This window comes from Chryseobacterium sp. MHB01 (assembly GCF_034651565.1).
Classification (GTDB): Bacteria; Bacteroidota; Bacteroidia; order Flavobacteriales; family Weeksellaceae; genus Chryseobacterium; species Chryseobacterium nepalense.
On record NZ_JAYEDA010000003.1, the window covers coordinates 195,233 to 213,260 of the forward strand.

At 37.4% G+C, this 18,028-nt stretch carries 14 protein-coding genes; 2 read left to right on the forward strand and 12 right to left on the reverse strand.

The genetic code is table 11. The features are described 5' to 3' along the window. Positions 1–66: 66 nt before the first annotated feature. Positions 67–939 carry an AraC family transcriptional regulator gene (locus tag U9K52_RS07095; protein ID WP_263603262.1) on the reverse strand — a complete coding sequence of 291 codons (873 nt, stop codon included), beginning with the start codon at positions 937–939 and terminating at the stop codon, positions 67–69. 161 nt (positions 940–1,100) lie between these two features. Between U9K52_RS07095 and U9K52_RS07100 the strand changes: the two genes are divergently transcribed. Beyond that, complete coding sequence (locus tag U9K52_RS07100; RefSeq protein ID WP_248393011.1) at positions 1,101–1,697, forward strand: hypothetical protein; 597 nt, start codon at positions 1,101–1,103, stop codon at positions 1,695–1,697. A gap of 140 nt (positions 1,698–1,837) precedes the next feature. Here U9K52_RS07100 and U9K52_RS07105 read toward each other — a convergent pair whose 3' ends face one another. The 6 genes from U9K52_RS07105 to U9K52_RS07130 all read right to left on the reverse strand — a co-directional run bounded on the left by U9K52_RS07105 (position 1,838) and on the right by U9K52_RS07130 (position 12,154). Beyond that, positions 1,838–3,871 (reverse strand): alpha-glucuronidase, encoded by a 2,034-nt coding sequence (locus tag U9K52_RS07105; RefSeq protein WP_322925767.1) that lies wholly within the window; start codon positions 3,869–3,871, stop codon positions 1,838–1,840. A gap of 136 nt (positions 3,872–4,007) precedes the next feature. Beyond that, positions 4,008–4,982 carry a glycoside hydrolase family 43 protein gene (locus U9K52_RS07110; RefSeq protein WP_322925768.1) on the reverse strand — a complete coding sequence of 325 codons (975 nt, stop codon included), beginning with the start codon at positions 4,980–4,982 and terminating at the stop codon, positions 4,008–4,010. 172 nt (positions 4,983–5,154) lie between these two features. Continuing rightward, the gene (locus tag U9K52_RS07115) at positions 5,155–6,273 is read right to left on the reverse strand and encodes an endo-1,4-beta-xylanase (RefSeq protein ID WP_322925769.1); all 1,119 of its coding nucleotides are present in this window, start codon (positions 6,271–6,273) and stop codon (positions 5,155–5,157) included. Between the two features lie 7 nt (positions 6,274–6,280). Next, positions 6,281–7,726 carry an MFS transporter gene (locus U9K52_RS07120; RefSeq protein ID WP_322925770.1) on the reverse strand — a complete coding sequence of 482 codons (1,446 nt, stop codon included), beginning with the start codon at positions 7,724–7,726 and terminating at the stop codon, positions 6,281–6,283. Between the two features lie 122 nt (positions 7,727–7,848). Beyond that, positions 7,849–9,756, reverse strand: a complete 1,908-nt coding sequence (locus U9K52_RS07125) for a sialate O-acetylesterase (RefSeq protein WP_322925771.1) — start codon at positions 9,754–9,756, stop codon at positions 7,849–7,851. 10 nt (positions 9,757–9,766) lie between these two features. After that, the gene (locus U9K52_RS07130; RefSeq protein WP_322925772.1) at positions 9,767–12,154 is read right to left on the reverse strand and encodes a glycoside hydrolase family 127 protein; all 2,388 of its coding nucleotides are present in this window, start codon (positions 12,152–12,154) and stop codon (positions 9,767–9,769) included. A gap of 523 nt (positions 12,155–12,677) precedes the next feature. On the opposite strand from U9K52_RS07130, the gene U9K52_RS07135 reads away from it, so the two are divergent. Further along, positions 12,678–13,364, forward strand: coding sequence for an NUDIX hydrolase (locus tag U9K52_RS07135; protein ID WP_248392996.1), 687 nt, complete (start codon positions 12,678–12,680; stop codon positions 13,362–13,364). Between the two features lie 3 nt (positions 13,365–13,367). Here the strand turns inward: U9K52_RS07135 and U9K52_RS07140 are convergent, their stop codons facing one another. The 5 genes from U9K52_RS07140 to U9K52_RS07160 form a co-directional block, all read right to left on the reverse strand. Next, positions 13,368–13,724, reverse strand: a complete 357-nt coding sequence (locus tag U9K52_RS07140) for a DUF4260 domain-containing protein (protein WP_263603269.1) — start codon at positions 13,722–13,724, stop codon at positions 13,368–13,370. 57 nt (positions 13,725–13,781) lie between these two features. Further along, complete coding sequence (locus U9K52_RS07145; protein WP_322925773.1) at positions 13,782–14,363, reverse strand: Crp/Fnr family transcriptional regulator; 582 nt, start codon at positions 14,361–14,363, stop codon at positions 13,782–13,784. Between the two features lie 38 nt (positions 14,364–14,401). Then, entirely contained in the window at positions 14,402–14,992 is a 591-nt protein-coding gene (locus tag U9K52_RS07150) for a hypothetical protein (protein ID WP_248392990.1), read from the reverse strand. Between the two features lie 132 nt (positions 14,993–15,124). Further along, positions 15,125–16,852, reverse strand: coding sequence for a sodium:solute symporter family transporter (locus U9K52_RS07155; RefSeq protein WP_322925774.1), 1,728 nt, complete (start codon positions 16,850–16,852; stop codon positions 15,125–15,127). Positions 16,853–16,855: 3 nt separating this feature from the next. Beyond that, positions 16,856–18,016 (reverse strand): aldose epimerase family protein, encoded by a 1,161-nt coding sequence (locus U9K52_RS07160; protein ID WP_322925775.1) that lies wholly within the window; start codon positions 18,014–18,016, stop codon positions 16,856–16,858. Positions 18,017–18,028: the final 12 nt, after the last annotated feature.

The window sequence follows — 18,028 nt, forward strand, 5'->3', positions numbered from 1 at the left end:
TAATGAATTTTATAAATGTTAAATGTACACGTATATTTCAAATAAAACAAGGTTGTTTTTTTAAAACTATTCCATAAAATAATTAAATTCTTTACGGTATTGTGACGGGCTTTTCTTGATATATTCTTTAAACGTTTTATTAAAATAGCTGAAATTGTTGAATCCGGATTCAAAACAGACTTCGGTAATGCTTAACGGCTGTTCCGCAAGGAGTTTCAGCGAATGGGTAATCCGGTATTCATTGACAAACTGGGTAAATGTTTTATTGGTAATTTTCTTAAAATAACGGCAAAACGATGGCACTTTCATATTGGCAAGATCCGCTATTTCTTCCAGCGTGATCTGTTCTTTAAAGTGGTCCTTCACATAATTAAATATATGGTTGATTCTCTCATTATCCTCCACTTGTGTCTGTAGATAATATTTCCCGGCATTCAGTATTCTGTAATCCTGTGTAGTGGCAAGTTCATCTAATATTTCCAGGAAGTTCAGCAGCTTGTTGAGCGATGACATTTCGTGCATATCAGCAATTTTCTTACCCACTGTTTTTTTTATATTTTCGTTAAAAACAATTCCGGCTTTTGATTTTTCAAGCAGGGCAGAAATCCGCTGCATTTCAGGAGTTTCCCATATATTTTCTCCTAAAAAATCCGGCTTGAACTGGATGACCATTTCGTAATCGTTATTGGTATTTTCGTTGGTAAGTCCGCAATGTGGAAGATTGCTCCCGATCAATACGAGATCTCCATCCGAAAAATAGGAGATATTACTCCCGATCTGTCTCTTTCCGGAACCTTTGCAAACAAATATTAGTTCTACTTCCGGATGATAATGCCAGACGTGAGATTTTATATTTTCATTACGCTGAAACTTCAGACTTGTAAAACTGCTTCCGATATTAGGTTTTATGGCTTCAAAAGCAGGATTGGCATGTTTCATATGCTGTTCAATTAATTATATGTAAAATTAACAATTAATATTTAATTAATATAACAATTAGGTTAATATTGTACATATATGTGAAAATTGTATTGTAGAATTGAAAGATGATCTGCTGTAGATTTGCAGTATAAATTATTGATAACAAAAAACTTGTCATTATGAATACATTTTTAAAATCTACATTTCTTGCAGGATTCTTATTAATCTCAGCAAGCCTGATGAGTAAAGACAGAGACTTTTCTATTGCTTTAGGAACGGTGAGTGCAAAAACAATAAACTTTGAGATATCTAATGCTAAAAATGTTTCATTGTTTGTATATAACGATATAGACGGCGAAATATTTTCTGAAAAACTTGATGCGGAAAACGTTATTTCAAAATCTTACGATCTTAAGGAACTTTCTACAGGTACTTATTATCTGGTGGCGGAATCTGAAGGAAAAGTTGAAAAATACAGAATCAGCATTAACAAAGATAATGTGATGGAAGTTGATAAAACCCCTGTAAGTGTTATCAACAAACCGGAATATAGTGTTTCAGGTAACTTTGTAAAACTTCATATGTCTGCTGTAAAAAATCCTGTAATGATTTCTGTAACAGATTTTTCAGACAACAACTATTACACAGCAACCAAGCAGTCTGAAAACGGAGATCTGAATGTTACTTTTGATCTGGACAAAAATACATCAGAAAATTACATTATCCGGGTAGAAGAAAACGGAAATGTTTTTAATAAGATCATTTCATTAAAATAAAGAACATTTAGTGTAATACTAATTATTCCATATACTAATTATTATATAGTTATTCCGATTAATACCGGATAAAATTTCAAGTACAGTTATTTTTTATAAGGCAACTCTTCTTTCAGATACAGAAAAGAGTTGCCTTATTTTTAATTATGGTGGCCCATATTCAGTTTGATTTTTTTCAAATCTTCCAGCTCATGCACAGGTCTTTCAATATCATACGGGATAGGCATTTCAGAGAAAGTCTGGAAATATAATAGACAAGCATCTTTCCACCAGACAGCATCTTTCGCCTGGATTTTTAGTTTCGACTGTACTTCCGTAAACCTTTGTTCGTCGATATAAGGTTTCATCGTGTCCCAGAGTTTCTGGTAATCCCTCACCTTATGAACTCCTGAATCATATTTGTAGCAAAGTTCTTCCCATAATGTTTTCCCATCTTTCATTTTATACTCCCACGGAACATGATGAAACCAAAGGATAAGATTTTCCGGACACGTTTTAATATTTCCATAAATGTCATTTAATGGAGGAAAATATTGTGAAACCGCATTACTTCCTGTTACGGTTCTGTCAAATCCTACTCCATTTTTATCGGCCTGATGATAATATACCGGCGACCAGTCGGGTCTACCGCCTTTGTAATCTCCCCAAGGTTCGGGACCGTAATGATGTCCTCCTGCGAAAATATGATGAAGTCCTAAGGGCATCATGTAGTCAACAACCGTTTCCCTTGAAGTAAGCATCATTTCTTTCACCGGGTTAACGAATTTTTCATTATTCGTAAAGGTCATTGTAATCCATTCGTCGGCAATCTGTTCTGGCGTAAGCTCATGATTCCACGCAAGGCGTCCGAATGCATACCAGTTGGCCTGTGCAAAATGATGGCCTGTCCAGTTGGTATCTTCTCCGATATTGGCCACAGCAGAAATGGCTGTGATTTTTGCGGGTCTTAATGTGCCGTCGGTAATTTTAGCAATAGTTGAGCCTTTGCCATCAGAATAAGTATCGCTTTCCAAAGTTTCTTTGAATAAAGGAGCGAGATAAGCCAGATGATTAGCCTGTCCCAGATATTCCTGTGTGATCTGAAATTCCACCATTTCAGGAGTTTTCTTTAATGCACCAAACAAAGGATTAAATGCTTCACGAGGCTGAAAATCAACAGGTCCGTTTTTAATCTGAATGATCACATTATCCCTGAATTTTCCATCAAGAGGAACAAATTCCAGATAAGCCTGCTTCGCGCGGTCGTCTTTGCTCGGACTGTATACGAAAGCCCTCCACATTACGATTCCTCCGTATGGTTTTAAAACATCAGCCATCATATTGGCTCCGTCGGCATGCGTTCTTCCATAATCCTGTGGTCCTGGCTGGCCTTCTGAATTGGCTTTCACCAAAAATCCGCCGAAGTCAGGAATTAATTTATAAATTTCAGAGGCTTTCTCTTTCCACCACTTCTGAACATTTTTATTTAATGGATCTGAATTTTCGGTTCCTCCCAACACTTTTGGCGAGGCAAAATTGACCGAAAGATAAACCCTGATGCCATACGGTCTGAAAATATCGGCCAGTATTTTTACTTTTTTCAGATAATCTTCACGAAGCATGTTCGGAGAGGCATTAACATTATTCAATACTACAGCATTGATCCCGACAGAGGCATTCGTTCTCGCATATTCTTCATATCGGGGAGAAATTGTATTCGGAAGATCTTCCCATTTCCAGAGAGAATGTCCTGCATAACCGCGTTCAATCGTTCCGTCCAGATTATCCCAATGGTTTAGAATTCTTACATCGTACGAAGGTTTTTCTGTAATATTTAAATTGGTAGTGGAAACGTTGGTTTGCTGAAGCCGTAAAATATGATACACCCCATACAATAATCCGATTTCCTTTCCTGAAGCAATGACAATTTTATTCTGTCCGGATTTTATGGTGTAACCGTCTTTCAGGTTTTTTAAGGTTTTATCTGTTCGCAGCTCCACGGTTTGGCCCTGCCAGTGACTGCTCAGTTCTTTTCTGGCAATATTCAGCGTCGCACTGTTTCCTTTAGCAATAATATGATCTGCAGAAATTCCGTTTTTTGCTGGAAAGCGAAGCCAAAGCTGGCTTCCGTCTTCCGCGAAGGTCATTAACGGAATCATTAGAAATGCGATAAAATAAATTCGGAAATGCTGCATGGCAATTTTTTTACATTTAATTTAAATTCCATAGGTTTCACCTACGGCTATTGTTATTGAACCCTTCGGGTTCCGCGTGTGAAATTGGTTTAAAAACTTTGTCAAGGTTCAGAATTTTGACAAAGTTGATTGCATTTTACTGATTTTCGTCCAATCCTTCGATGGTTTTTATTTTACCGTTTTCATCATATTCAAGTTCTACAACCTTCATGCTTCTGAGCCATGTTCTTCCTCCGCTCGGAACACTGTCGTGAAAAAACAGGTACCATTTCCCTTTAAATTCAACAATACTATGATGGGTAGTCCAGCCTACTACCGGTGTTAAAATTTCACCCTGAAAAGTGAATGGTCCGTAAGGATTATCTCCGGTTGCATAACAAAGCAAATGAGTGTCACCGGTTGAATACGAAAAATAATATTTACCGTTGTATTTGTGCATCCAGGAAGCTTCAAAGAAACGGTGTTTGTCTCCGTGAAGAAGCGGATTTCCCTTTTCGTCGAGGATAAGAATGTCTTTAGGTTCTTCACCAAATTCCAGCATATTGTCGCTTAACAAGGCAACTTTGGACGGAATGGCAGGCTCATCATCCTGAGGAATTACAGCAGATTCCAAGGCTTTATTATTTCGGTAACGCTGAAGCTGTCCGCCCCAGATTCCTCCGAAATACATATAATGTTTTCCATCTTCTTCAAAAATACAAGGATCGATGCTGTAGCTTCCCATCATCGGGTGTTTTTCAGGGACGAAAGGTCCGTACGGTTTCTCGCTTACTGCAACCCCGATTCTGAAGATATCGTTTTTGTCTTTCAAGGGAAAGTACATAAAATATTTGCCGTTTTTAAAAGCAACATCGCAGTCCCAGAGCTGTCTCCCCGACCATGGAATATCTTTAACGGAAAGCACTACACCATGATCCGTAATTTCTCCGTTTTCTACATTATCTAAAGAAAACACATGGTAATCATTCATATCAAAGTGATCTCCGTTGTCATTTTCTTCAATTCCGCTTTCGCGGTCGTGGGAAGGATAGATATAAATTTTATCCTCAAAAACATGTACGGAAGGATCTGCCATATAGTCGTTCGGGAATAGATATTTTGCTTTGTTCATTTTAGTTTAGACTTTTAGATAATAGATTTTATTTTTAACCACAAAAGTCACAAAAGATTTTTTTTAATAAGTTTTCCAAAAGTTCAAAAAGTATTAGTGTAATAAATATTCCGCTTTTTGTTCTTCTAATTACTCTGTTTCCAATTATTTCTTTTGTGGCTTTTGTGGTTTGTTAATATTTTTTCTCTTTTGTTAATTGAATAATTTTTTCAACCACTGGTTTTGCTTTAAAATTACGGTCGAAAAGTAAAGGATAATCGGTTCTGCCTTTTACCGGGAAATCATTTTTCCATGATTGTTTATCGGTAACACCCCACAACGTCACTCTTCTGATTTTGTCTTCGTGTTTGATAAAAAGACGGAAGAAATCAAGATAACGATTTTCCCATTCTTTCTCTATATTTTCAGGAAGACCTTTGGTGTAGGGATTCATCTTCGCCTGATATTCTACCGTATCTGAGACGTTAGCAGAAGTTCCCCAAGGTGAAGGCAGCGCACTGATGTCCATTTCAGTAATATTTACTTTTACTCCGGCGGATGCATAATCTGTTATCGCTTTTTCATATTCCGCCAGTTTCGGAGTATCCAGGCCAACGTGTGTCTGCATTCCTACATCATCAACTCTTATTCCTCTGGATTTCATTTTTTTAACGATATTAATAACTGTCTTTACCTTTTCAGGATACCATTCATTATAATCATTGTAATACAGTTCAGCATTCGGATCAGCTTCCTGAGCATATTGGAATGCCAAAGGGATAAATTCCTCGCCAAGGATTTCATAAAACTTACTTTTTCTGTACGTTCCGTCTTCCATGATGGCTTCATTGACTACGTCCCAACCTTTCACGCGGCCTTTGTATCTTGAAACAACGGTTGTAATGTGATTTTTCATTCGTTGTTTCAACACCTCAGCAGAAACATCTTTCCCGTCTTTGTCCACAAAAAACCATTTTGGCAACTGTGAATGCCAGATCAGGGTATGACCGATGATAAACATTTTATTCTTTTCACCAAAAGCCACAAAACGGTCGGCGTCATCAAAAAAGAATTTTCCTTCCCGAGGCTGCAGAAACATAGATTTCATGCAGTTTTCCGCCACAATAGAGCTGAATTGTGAAGCGATAATCTGATCTGATTTCACATCCGTTCCGTTGATTTGCGGAAGACTCATGGCTGTACCGATATAAAATTTATCTTTAAAAGCTTTTTTCAGAGAATTTCCTGTTTTTTGAGCGACTGCATTTGATACGGCCAGCATTATTAAGCCTAATGTAATTATTCGTTTCATAGTCATATTATTTTCTTCTTTCCGCCAGATCTTTTTCAATCTGAACTTCCATTTTTTTATTGATTTTATAGAATAAAAGTAATCCGCATGCGATGAAAAAAGGAATCGAAGGAAAAACGCTTACCAGCATTTTAGCTCCTGCAGCCACGGTTTCAGGCTGAACCACATTTTCCGTACCCTCCGTAGAAATATATCCGTACTTACCGATAATCAATGCTACCAATGAGCTTCCGATGCTTAAACCTACCTTCAAACCTACCATCATGGCAGAAAAGATAATAGCGGTGGCTCTCCTGTTGTTTTTCCATTCTGAATAATCGGCTACATCTGCAATCATAGCCCAAAGTAAAGGAGTACTGATACCATAAAAGAATCCGTGCAAAATCTGAGAAAGGAACATTATTCCTACTGCTTTCGGAGGATAAAAAACAAAGAACAGAACAAATAAAGTGGAAATAAACAGCGATGCAATGAAGGTGTCACGCTTTCCGTATTTATCGGCAAACCTTTTGGAAAAAGTAATTCCAACGATCATCATAATGATACCTCCCGCATTAAACAATCCGAAACCGGCAGATTTTGGATCTTCACCGAAGAAATTCATTCCAATTGAGTTGAAAAATGTAGTGATCGGAGAAATAAAGCTTTTAAGAGAAGCTTCATCCACATAATTATTAAAATAATATACGTATGATCCTCCTTTCATCGCCAGGGTTATGAAAATGAAAGCCGTCACCGTCAGCATAATGATCCATGGCCTGTTTTGGAAAACATCTTTTAAATCTTCTTTTAAGGTTGATTTTTGTTCAGGTTTTGGGATGATTCTTTCTTTGGTAGTGAAAAAGGTGATCAGCAACATTACGGAGCCAATTATCGCAAGCCAGGTCATTACCGTTTCGATACCGGCAGCTTTATCTCCATTTCCTACAGATAAAATGATTGGCAACATAAATACCTGAACGAAAAACTGGGCAAACATCACCGCCACAAAACGGTAAGAAGAAATACTGTTACGTTCTGACATATCTCCCGTGATAACACCGCTTAGTGCTGCGTATGGCAGGTTATTCGCTGCATATAACAACAGTAACAAGGAGTACGTTGCTGCAGCGTAGATCATTTTACCTTTATAAGAAAAATCGGGTGTACTGAAAGCTAACAAAGCAGTAATCCCAAGCGGAACAGACGTGAAAAGAATCCACGGACGGAATTTCCCCCATCTTGTTGCAGTACGGTCTGCCAAAGCTCCTACCATCGGATTGAACCCGAAGCCGGCAATTAATCCTACTATCAATGTTATGACTGATGCATCCTCTGCTTTTAGTCCGTAAATATCCGTATAAAAATAAGCGAGATAGGTTACCAAAGTCTGAAAAACAAGATTGGCAGCAAGATCTCCCAGGCTGTAGCCTATTTTTTCGATGACAGATATTTTCTGTGATGGATTGTTCATATCGTTGTAGATGTATTAGTAGATGATTGATTAATGATAAATGATTATAGATGATAGACTGACAGATCATAGATTTTCTAATCTGTTTCTCAAACTATAAATTCTATATGATTTTTTTCATTTTATTCTGTAGTGAAGGATGAAGCCGGAAGACCTGATTTGTTTTTTAAATTTCCGTCAGGATTGTCTGCCCAGTCGTAGCGAACTGAAACGGGATCTTTAATTTCATCATTCCAAACAATGATATTTTTACCTTCTGTTTTCGCTTTTGCCCACTGGTATTTTCTGTCTTTACCTGCTATTGCAAAACCTTTTAATTCCGAAACAGGAGCAAAATCATCGGTTCCTTTTTTAAATGAGAGTATAATCTTATTTCCTTCAATTTTCATGGTCTGATAAACAGGTCCGTCTGCAACAATATCTTTTTTATCAGCAATTTTCAATGCCTGCAATGCTAACCTGTCGCCCACTGTTTTTTTATCAAGCGGATGAATATCGTTCCATTCTCCAACATCGATGATTACGGCAAGTCCGGTTTGCGGAACATTGAGGGAAACTTTTCGCTGCTGATCTCTGAGTTCCGCCCAGTTGCTTTCCACCGGCTGACTTTTTGCTTCCATAAAATTTGCAAGCTGAACGATCAGGAACGGTGCGTCTTTCTCTTCCCATTTAGAACGCCAGTCGTTGATCATCGTGGTTAAAAGATCACCATATTCTTTCGGTTTTCCGGTATTGCTTTCTCCCTGATACCAGAGAAATCCTTTTACTTTATAGTTAATTAACGGATTGATCATAGAATTGTACAGCCCGGTCGGTTTCCAGCGGATGAATGTCTGGCCCGGAGCCATTTTCTCCATTTTTGCACCTATTTTATATTTCCATGAACCTGTAAGATCGATTTTCTTTCCGCCGATTTCAAGATAATACGGTTTGTCAGCGATAAACTGTCCTTTTCCGCTTCCGTTGGTGATTCTTACGGCAATACTATTTTTACCTTCTTTTAAAATACCGGACGAAATATCATACCATCTCGGTGGATATTCATAGGTAACATTTCCTACTTTCACACCGTTGATATAAGTCACATCCGCATCTTTTATTCTACCAAGATTCAGGAAAGCTGCTTTTCCTGCTTCACTTTTTGACAATGTGATCTCTTTTCTGAACCATACCGAACCTTCAAAGGGTCCTTCCTGATCCTCCCATGATCCAGGAATATTCATGGTTTTCCATGATGAATCATTAAGATCAAAATTTTCCCAGTGCTGGTTTAAACCAATATCACTCTGATCAAGCTCTGTATACCAGGCTTTGCTTAAAGACTGTTCGTTGGATTCTGTAGATTTTATCAAATCATCATTTTTCCATTTTTCAGCTTCTTCCAGATATTCAGGATATTTTTTAAGGGAATTCACATCCATCCACGCCTGAACCGGAGAACCTCCCAAACTTGTGTGAATGATCCCTACAGGAACTTTATTTCTTTCATACAGATTTTTAGCAAAAAAATAAGCTACACCCGAAAAATTCTGAATGGTCTGTGGATTGGTGCTTTCCCATTTTCCGCCGTCAAGATCATTCTGTGCTGCTTTAAAATTGTATTTCTGCGGAACCGTAAAAAACCTGATATTCTGATTATTTACTGTTTTCATTTCCTCTCCATACAGCGGTTTTAGACGTCTCATCGGAAGTTCCATATTCGATTGTCCGGATGCCACCCAAACGTCGCCGATTAAAATATCTTTAAGCGTAATGTCGTTGATGGTCATAACAAATGGTCCACCGGCTTTAAGTTCAGGAAGCATAATGTTCCAGTTTCCTGAATTATCTGCTGTCGCTGAATACGTTTTATTTAAAAATTTAATATATACCTTTTCTCCTGCATCCGCATAGCCCCAGATTTTAAGCTTCTGGTTCCTTTGGAGTATCATTCCGTCTGAAACCAGTGCAGGAAGCCTTACTTTAGCATCAAATAAGCAGGCGCTGAAAATGGCTATTATTAGAAATAATTTTGAGCAATATCTTTTCATGGGTTAATCTTTAATTTTTATTGACAGACTTTTGATAGTTCTGCGTCAGCAAACGTACTTCAATGATTTTTGAAGTGGTCATCTGTTCTTCTGCAAAAAATTTTACACTAAGGATTTCTTTATTCTTTTCTGTTTCAGGAATCGGTAAAAGCAGATATTGAGTTGAGTTTCCGGCTTTTCCTTCCAGTTTTTTTGCCGATACATTTTTGCCGTTGATCTCTACATTCAAAGACCGGTTGGCATTCGCATCAAAATATAAAATGTACAAATAAGCAGCATTCTTACCCGGATTTTTCATTCGGTAACTGAACCATCCTTTTGCATCCCGGAAATGACGGTCTTCCATATATCCTGTGTTGGAATCTTTGCTTTCAAAATAGTGATCAGACTCCGGCTGCTGCTCACCCAACTGAATTTTATCGACCGTAATGAGATCAAGTTTTCGGGTTTCAGCTTCTTCTTCCGCTTTCTTTTTCTGGATAGATTCAATTTTATCCTGATCAGCCTGCGGCCAGTACAAAATATATCTTTCTTCCTGAATCTTGTAAAACGGCACCAGCTGAAAACCTTTACCAAATTTTTCTTCCGGATATAAACCTGTAAGACTGAATGTAAGATTTTTATTTTCAACCGGTTTTACATGATTAATAACTTCCTGATTATTTCCTAAAATAACCGGAATTTCATTCAACGGAATCTGCGGACCGTGCGCAATATGTCCGCCGCGGCTGTCATCAGCTAATAATCCTTGTTGATTTTCGGTTCCATATGTCGCAGCAAGAACAACAGGCCCGTATTTAAAGGCATAATAATCTGATTTATCAGGCAATTGCTCTGCAGAAAGATGCATCGGAAGATTCATTTCGATCACATCTCCTTTTTTCCATTTCTTAGTTAAAGTAAAATAACCGTTGACATCCGGCTGTACATTTTGCTTTTTCCCGTTAATTGAAATGTTTACTTCAGAAGGATTTGTCCATTGCGGAGATCTTAGTTTCAGGTTAAAATTTCCTTTTCCGGCCAGATCAACAATCAGTTTGGTGGACGGAGTTTCAGGAAAGTTATTTTCCTGTCTGATCAGGATTTTCTTTTCTGCCCATTTGAGTGTTGATGGAATGAAAAGATTAACATAAAGATCATTATCAGAATGTGCATAAATCATTTCACCATACTTGGCGTGATTTTCCAGTCCGGAACCTACACAGCACCAGAAACTTGTCTGCGGCTGTGAGTATACACGGTAATGACCGGGACGCATCGGTGTAAAATATACAAATCCTCCTTTATCATAATTTTCAGTAGAAAGAATATGATTATAGAGCGCGCGCTCATAATAATCCATATAATATGACTTGGGCAAAGTTGCGAAAAGCTCTTTGGTAAGTTTCAGCATGTTGTAGGTGTTGCAGGTTTCGGGACCTTCAATGCTTTTAATCATGCTGCTGAAATCATTAACAGGATTAAAATGCTCACTGACACTGTTTCCACCGATAACGGAAGATCTTTTTTCAGTGACATTGTGCCAGAAAAAATCTGCAGCATTGCTCCACTGCATATTGTTTTCGAGATCTGCAATTCGTTTGTAGCCGATTACTTTTGGAATTTGGGTATTGGCGTGAATTCCTGTAAGCTTATCTTCTCCTAAAAGCAGTGGATTTAGAATGGCCTGATGTGAAAATCTGTGGGCAAGCTGAAGATATTTTTTATTTCCGGTAATTTCATACACATCAGCGAAAACTTCATTCAGTCCCCCATGTTCGCTGCGAAGCATCTCCTGAATCTGTTCATCTGAAAGTCCGGAAACTTCATTCATCATCCAGTCGGTAAGTTGTACCAACATTTTTTTTGCCTTTTCACTTCCGCCATACCAATAGGCATCGCGGAGCCCTGCATAAATTTTATGAATATTGTATAAAGGAACCCAGCGGTCGTTCAATCCAAAACCTGAAGCGCGAATATTTCCCTCCGAAATTTCTTTCCAGATTTTTTTACCCGAAGGTACCCCTGAAAGATAACCGTTTACGGATGATTGCTGGCAACGGTCAAGCTCATCAATCATATAATCGAGTCTCTGCTTAACCTTTGGATCTCCTGTTGAAGCATACATTAATGAAAGTGCAGAAATATAGTGTCCTCCGATATGCCCGTCCAGGCCTGTATTTTCCCAGTTCGGATAATTTTCCGCTTTTGGCTGCAAGCCTGCTTCCCTGAGATAAGGAGCCAGCAACCTGTCTGGTTCCATAGACATCATATAATTTTTATCAGCCTTCATGGCTTTGTTAAAAACACTTTCCGACAGCTTTACATCTCTCAGCGGGAAATACTGAATTTTCTTATTTACCTGTGCAAAAGTAAATGATGAAAATGCGAATACGATAATGGAGATTTTTCGGTTCATTAATAAATGTTATTTCAACATTTCTAAAATAAAAGAAAGAATTTATATATAAAACATTTTTAAAAATATGAACCGGAGATTGCATATAAAAACAAGTTTTAACAAACTTTAAAAATTATAAACCGATTAAAGCTTATCATAAAAAATAAGATTATTGATGGTATAGAAAATCAGGAACATAAAATTAAATGTTTGTGTACAAAATGAATACATAACATTTGAAAGAAGAGGAAAATAATACATGTAAGAACTTATCGTATTTTTAATAGTAAGGTTGAAAATTTATTTTTTTTTAATCCGGTAAAATCAGACTCAAAAATTAACATAATTTTAACATTAATTTTATATTTGATTAATCAATTTTTGGGAAATAATTACGTCTAAAGACAACATATTTTCTCCCGAAATGTACTTCAGCATTGCTTTTTTAACCGAAAGAAAATAATTTCATTAAAAAAGTGTGAAAAATACATTTATATATAATCATAAGGGTAAATAAGTTACCTTTGTATAAAATATAAAGATGACCCAGGATTATTCTCAATATCCAAGACATTTGGTAGCCGTTGACTGTATTATTTTCGGCTTTGATGGTGAAAATCTTAAAATTCTTCTTGTGCAAAGAAACTTCGAACCCAAAATGGGAGAATGGTCTTTAATGGGAGGGTTTATCGGGAGCGATGAAACCTCTGATGAGGCTGCACAGCGTGTTCTTAAAACATTGACAGGCCTGGAAAACATTTATCTTGAGCAGCTTAACTGTTATACGCAGATTGACCGTGAGCCTACCGCACGAATCATGTCAATTTCTTATTATGCCCTGATTAATATTGAAAAGAATATCCGTATCAATCAAAAATATAATGCAAAATGGTTTGATCTTCAGGATTTTCCTACTCTCATTTTCGATCATAATGAGATGGTAAAAGATGCTGTTTTAAGATTACGAAGAAGAGCTTCCACAAGACCGATCGGCTTTGAGCTTCTTCCGGAGAAATTCACCATGAAAGATCTGCAGAGTCTTTATGAAGCCATTTTTAATGAACAATACGACAAACGGAATTTCATCAGTAAAATCAATGCACTGGATATTCTGGTAAAAACAGAGGAAAAAGATATGACCTCGTCTAAAAAAGGATCTTTCCTATATCGTTTTGATGAGGATCAATATAAAAAAAAGCTTGCCGAAGGATTTATGTTTAAGATTTAAACATTATAATTTCTTCCCAATCCAGTCTAAGTGGGTATGCTTAAAATCATCCTCAAATTTCAATCCGTATCCGAAAATCCTGTCCATCGCAGCATGTGCAAATAAAATAATTCCAATGAATTCTACAGTCTGAATTTTGAGGTAGAATCCTAAAACCAAAACAAAGATTGCGAGCAATTTATGATGGAAAAAATTGTAGAGCCAGGCTCCAACCTTAGGATTGATTAAATAGCCAACCATCGAAACGTCGGGAAGCAAGAGGCAAAGTGGAAAAAGCCACCACTGAAATCCTATCTGAGTAAAAAGAAAAATAGCAAGACCAAATTGTCCCAATTCTTCGAGCTGTAAAAGATGTTTCATGTCTAAGATTTATAAGACAAATGTCTGACAATTCAACACATGTTCTCTTGACAAAAATCAAGAATTTTGTGCCTTTCGTTTTCTTATTCTACTGAATGTTTCCGGCGTCATTCCCAGAACTGAAGCAATATACTGCAACGGAACCAGATGAAATAATTCTTTATGCTGCTCAAAATACCGATTATACCGTTCTTCCGCCGTCATCGAAAGATGCGAAAAAATACGGTCTTCCATCATTGCAAAACATTTAATAATAAATTGTTTCTCAATTTCAATCCATTTTGGAAATTTCCGGCAAAGTGTTATATAATCTGTTTTTGAAATGGATAATAATTCTGTATCGGTGAAAGCCTGTATTGTCCAGCGATTGGGTTGATTAAAGAAAAATCCCATCAATTCAGTTACGAAAAAATCTTTGGTCGAAAGCCATTGTGTAATTTCTCTGCCATCTTCCGACAAAGCATATACCCGAAGAATTCCTGATTTTACGATACTCAGTTTATTGCAAATCTGTCCGGATTCTGTAAATTTTTCATTCCGGTTCAGTTTTTCTTCTTTAAAGTACGAATGAATAACTGCTAAATCATCCTGACTAAGCGCCCCGAAATGTTCCTGTACTAACCGGCTGAAATCTTTCATTTGAAAATTCTTCTGCTGCTATTATAATTCAAATCATATCATTCCTGATTAAGATCTCGTTTTAAATTGTCTAAAATATCTTTTGCTGAAGGAATATTTCCAAGATTATTTTTTATCTTTTCAAACAAATCACTGAATCTCGCTTCACCGTTTAGCACTTTTAATGAATATTCAAATGGATACAACGAGAGTACCCCGCCGTCCCTGTCATATTTTAATGTCATAAATCTCAGCGGAAATTCAGGTGTTTTATCATTAAAAAGTTTAAAATCCCACTCATTAACTAAGAAATAAGAAAATGCGATGGTGATTATTAAGCCAATCTGTTTGTCGTCCTGATCAAATTGTTTGCAATATTCATAAAATCCCATTCCTTCCTGCACAGCCTGATCGATATTCAGCGGATGGTAAACCGGCTGATCTATAACGGGCTTAATTTTATTGTCAATGAAAAAACTTTCAAGCATTTTAAAGGAGCCGTCTACCAACAGATCATTTTCAGAAAGCTCCTGCTCTGTGTACCTTCCTTTGAAGTATTCTTCAGTATAGACTTCTTTTAATCCCTGAACTTTATGATTTTCGTTGTTTGTCACCTTATTTTTTGAAAAAATTTTTCTGAAGAAACTCATCTAATTTATTTTTATAGTTAACAGTTTTGCGCCAAATATACAAAAGTATTATACAAAACAACTGCAATTTGGATTAAAAATAAAACAGGATATCAAAGACTGATATCCTGCTTATTTTCAAATATTTAAATTTTACCAAAACCTTACATAAAGCGCAGTCAGCAAAAGTAATGTTACCACAATCAGAACCAGCGTTCTGTTGTCTACCTTGAACATAGAGGCATCGATAACAAAAGCTTTCGGATTCACTTTCGGGCCGGCAAGACTTATAAGAATCATTACAGCAATGGTAATTACAAACGACCATCCCATGTTGATCAGAAACGGAATTTCCGTAATGGTGTGAACAACTCCTCCTTCTAACTTTTCATAGGTGAAAGCGGTATACAGCCATGTTTCCTTGCCGAAAATATCCACTGCAAAACTGTTGAAGAAAATCGCCAGAACAAATCCTAAGATTACCCCAACTAATGCCGCCGTTCCCGTTGTTCTTTTCCAGAACATTCCTAAAAGGAACATGGCAAAAACTCCCGGACTGATAAATCCTGTATACTTCTGAATGAAGGTAAACCCACCTTCTCCACCGATACCTAAGACATCGGTCCAGGTAAACGCTAATGCCAGGAACATCGCAATAATGATCGCCCATCTTCCGGTTCTCACCATCTCAATTTCCGTAGCATCTGCTTTCAGGTATTTTTTATAAATATCCAACGTAAAGATCGTTGAAATACTATTCACTTTTCCAGCCAGCGACGCTACAATTGCTGCAGTAAGAGCGGCTACGGCAAGACCTTTCAGACCCACCGGCAAGAATCCTAAAATAGCAGAATAAGCACCGTCTTTCACTCCATTGAAGCCAGGCAGATGCCCTTTCGTATACAGAACATAAGCTGCAATTCCAGGAAGCATTACGATAATCGGCATAAATAATTTCAGGAATCCCGCGAATAAAATCCCGGTTCTTGCTGTTTTCAGATCAGCTCCTAAAGCTCTTTGTGTGATGTATTGATTGCACCCCCAATAATTTAAATTTACAATCCACTGTCCTGCAAAATACATTGCCAATCCTGGTAAAACTACATATTTCTGAACATTGAGGTTTTCAGGCATAGCCAACGTTGTGGTAGTCGCTTTCGGTTTTTCAAGAATAAGTTTAAAATGCTGCGGCGCTTCATTAATCAGGGTGTTGAAACCTGCTAGTGCATTTCCTACCGCCGCGCCGTTGATTCTCTGGTCAACAATTTGCAAAGCCATATACACCGTAGCAAAACCTCCGATGATTAAAACGGCTACCTGAATTACATCTGTGTAACCGATTACCTTCATCCCGCCAAGTCCGATCAGTAAAGCCATTAAAAGCAATCCGATCATGATGATATGCAAACTTCCTCCGCCAAGCAGTGTATCAATGGCCAGAGCACCCAGATAAAGAATGGAGGTAAGGTTTACAATGACATACAAAAACAGCCAGAATACCGCCATAATCAACGAAACCGATTTGTTGTAACGGGTTTCGAGGAACTGTGGCATTGTGTAGATCTTATTTTTAAGATAAATCGGAATAAACCACACGGCAATGATGATTAAGGCAATTGCAGCAATCCATTCGTAAGCTGCCACTGCAATTCCTACGAAAAATCCTTCTCCGGACATTCCGATGAACTGTTCCGCAGAAATATTGGAGGCTATTAAACTTGCGCCGATTGCCCACCACGTGAGTGACCCTTCTGCCAGGAAATAATCTTTACTGCCTGTTGCTGTAGATTTTTTTCTGTTATAAATCCAGATTCCGTAGCCTGCAACGACTACAAAATATACCAAAAATATAATGATATCAAGAGTTGCTAAATTCCCCATACTTTATTTTTTTACTGAGAATTTATAAATTGTTTTCGACTGGTATTTTTGTTCCGGCTTCAACTCTGTAGAAGGGAAACTCGGCTGATTTGGTGAATCCGGGAAATGCTGTGTTTCCAGGCAAAACCCTGTTCTCAATTCATTTTTACCACCGGTTTTCGTATCAAACTTTCCATCAAGGAAATTCCCGGAATAAAACTGAACTCCCGGTTCATCGGTCAAAACCTCCATTACTCTTCCGGATTCCGGATGATAAACTTTGGCAATGCTTCTTAATCCGCTTCCGTTAAGAATCCAGTTATGATCGTAGCCCTTTCCTTTTTTCAGCTGGTCATCATCAGAATTGATATCTTTTCCGATTGGTTTTGAAGCCGTGAAATCAAATGGAGTTCCTTTTACTGATTTTTGTTCACCTGTGGGAATCAATGTTTCATTCACCGGTAAGAATTTATCGCCGTTAATCTGCAGTTCATGGTCTGTAATTTCTTTTGTGAAATTTCCGGAAAGATTAAAATAGGAATGCTGTGTAAGATTTACGATTGTTGGTTTATCTGTTTCAGCTTCGTAAGAAATTTCCAGAGCGTTATCGTCTGTTAGCGTATAAAGAACCGTTGTTGTTAATTTTCCAGGAAAGCCTTCCTCTCCATCTGCACTCGTATAAGTCAGCTTCAATGTTGGAAATTTAGCATCTTTTACAGGCTCAATATTCCAGAATTTGGTGTGGAATCCTTCTTTCCCGCCGTGAAGGCTGTTCGGTCCATCATTTTTATCGATATTAAAAGCTTTTCCTTCCAAATTAAAATGGGCGTTGGCAATTCTGTTTCCATAACGGCCAATTAAAGCTCCGAAATAATATGGATTTCCATTAAAATAATCTTCAGACCTGGTAAATCCTAGTACAACATCTTCATACTTTCCGTTTTTATCGGGAGCGGTAAGTGAAGTTATAATTCCACCGAAATTGATGATTTCCACCTTCATTCCGTTTTTATTGGTAAGTGTATATCTTTTAATGGAATCCCCTTTTGAAGTTACTCCGTAATCTGAAACCTGTATGTTTTCCATGGATTTTGAATGAGTTTTTGATTGATTTTCCTTTTTATTACAGCCGAAAATACATAAAACGGCAAAAAGAATTATCAGGTTCCTACCTGTTTTTTTCATTTTTCTGAATAT

Excerpts from the sequence above, each read along its gene's own strand:
- U9K52_RS07095 (WP_263603262.1), bottom strand. The coding sequence starts at position 939 with ATGAAACATGCCAATCCTGCTTTTGAAGCCATAAAACCTAATATCGGA.
- U9K52_RS07100 (WP_248393011.1), top strand. The coding sequence starts at position 1,101 with ATGAATACATTTTTAAAATCTACATTTCTTGCAGGATTCTTATTAATC.
- U9K52_RS07105 (WP_322925767.1), bottom strand. The coding sequence starts at position 3,871 with ATGCAGCATTTCCGAATTTATTTTATCGCATTTCTAATGATTCCGTTA.
- U9K52_RS07110 (WP_322925768.1), bottom strand. The coding sequence starts at position 4,982 with ATGAACAAAGCAAAATATCTATTCCCGAACGACTATATGGCAGATCCT.
- U9K52_RS07115 (WP_322925769.1), bottom strand. The coding sequence starts at position 6,273 with ATGAAACGAATAATTACATTAGGCTTAATAATGCTGGCCGTATCAAAT.
- U9K52_RS07120 (WP_322925770.1), bottom strand. The coding sequence starts at position 7,726 with ATGAACAATCCATCACAGAAAATATCTGTCATCGAAAAAATAGGCTAC.
- U9K52_RS07125 (WP_322925771.1), bottom strand. The coding sequence starts at position 9,756 with ATGAAAAGATATTGCTCAAAATTATTTCTAATAATAGCCATTTTCAGC.
- U9K52_RS07130 (WP_322925772.1), bottom strand. The coding sequence starts at position 12,154 with ATGAACCGAAAAATCTCCATTATCGTATTCGCATTTTCATCATTTACT.
- U9K52_RS07135 (WP_248392996.1), top strand. The coding sequence starts at position 12,678 with ATGACCCAGGATTATTCTCAATATCCAAGACATTTGGTAGCCGTTGAC.
- U9K52_RS07140 (WP_263603269.1), bottom strand. The coding sequence starts at position 13,724 with ATGAAACATCTTTTACAGCTCGAAGAATTGGGACAATTTGGTCTTGCT.
- U9K52_RS07145 (WP_322925773.1), bottom strand. The coding sequence starts at position 14,363 with ATGAAAGATTTCAGCCGGTTAGTACAGGAACATTTCGGGGCGCTTAGT.
- U9K52_RS07150 (WP_248392990.1), bottom strand. The coding sequence starts at position 14,992 with ATGAGTTTCTTCAGAAAAATTTTTTCAAAAAATAAGGTGACAAACAAC.
- U9K52_RS07155 (WP_322925774.1), bottom strand. The coding sequence starts at position 16,852 with ATGGGGAATTTAGCAACTCTTGATATCATTATATTTTTGGTATATTTT.
- U9K52_RS07160 (WP_322925775.1), bottom strand. The coding sequence starts at position 18,016 with ATGAAAAAAACAGGTAGGAACCTGATAATTCTTTTTGCCGTTTTATGT.